The following is a 1,219-nucleotide window of genomic DNA, read 5'->3' on the forward strand; positions in this document are numbered from 1 at the left end:
CGTTGAGGGCGTCGAGGACGGCGGTGTACGCCTGCTTCTTGTTGTAGTTGCCGTCGAACAGCAGCGGGTTGTCGCCGCTGCGCCAGGAGTACTTGTCGGTGATGCCCCACACCGTGATGCCGGTGCAGCGGGGCACTGCCGTGCATGCCTGGGTGACACGGCGGTAGGCGTCGGCCTGGGCGGAGCCCGAGCCGCCGATGTCGAGCTCGGTGATCTGGACGTCGACGCCGAGCGCGGCGAACTGGGCGATGTTCTGCTGGTAGTTGGAGGGCACCGAGCCCTGCGACAGGTGCGACTGCAGCCCGACGCAGTCGATCGGCACGCCGCGGGCCTTGAAGTCCTTGACCATGTTATAGACGCCGCGGGTCTTGTTCGCGTTGGCGTCGTCGATGTTGTAGTCGTTGTAGCAGAGCTTGGCGTTCGGGTCGGCCGCGCGTGCGGCGCGGAAGGCCTCCTCGATGAAGCCGTTGCCGAGTTTCTGGGTCCATACCGAGCTGCGCAGGGTGCCGACCGCGCCGCCGTCGGCGAAGGCCTCGTTGACCACGTCCCAGGCGTAGATCTTGCCCTTGTAGTGGCCCATCACGTTGTTGATGTGGTTGACCAGGGCCGAGCGCAGGTCGGTGGTGGACAGGCCGCTGACCCAGCTGGGCAGCTGGTTGTGCCAGACGAGGGTGTGGCCGCGGATCTTCATGCCCTTGCTCTGGGCGTGGCTGACGATCTGGTCGGCGGAGGTGAAGCGGAACGAGCCGCGGGAGGGCTCGGTGGCGTCCCACTTCATCTCGTTTTCCGGGGTGACGGCGTTGAACTCGCGGTCCCAGGTGGCCACGTAGGTCGAGTCGTTCATGTGACCGGCCGCGATCGCGGCGCCGTAGTAGCGGCCGCTTTGGGCGGCGGCCGCGCCCAGCGTGCCCGCGGCGGCGCCGGCGGGGACGGACGCCGCGAGCGCGGTGACCGTGCCGAGCGCGCCGAGGGCGCCGGCGACCAGCAACCGGCGGGTGCCGGCGCGCGGTCGCCGTCCTCCGCCGGCGGATAAGGGGTTTTCGCCCATGCCTGAGCCTCCACTGCGAAATCGATGAGGGAACGCGAACAGACGCCCGCGGAAACACCACGCGAACCATCGCCGCGTCGGAAACTGCGGCCCCTGCCGCTCACCACCGACCCCGGCAGGAGGAGCCGCCTCGGGGAGTCAGTCTGGAAATCAGACCCGAAACGTGTCAAG

The 1,219-nt window shown here is 68.6% G+C and carries 1 protein-coding gene; it reads right to left on the reverse strand.

The features are described 5' to 3' along the window. Positions 1-1,048 (reverse strand): endo-1,4-beta-xylanase (locus tag FLW16_RS42845; protein WP_142566711.1); only part of this gene is annotated, 1,048 nt, incomplete at its 3' end. Positions 1,049-1,219 lie beyond the last annotated feature (171 nt).

Source organism: Microbispora sp. KK1-11 (assembly GCF_006874435.1).
GTDB classification, from domain to species: domain Bacteria; phylum Actinomycetota; class Actinomycetes; order Streptosporangiales; family Streptosporangiaceae; genus Microbispora; species Microbispora catharanthi.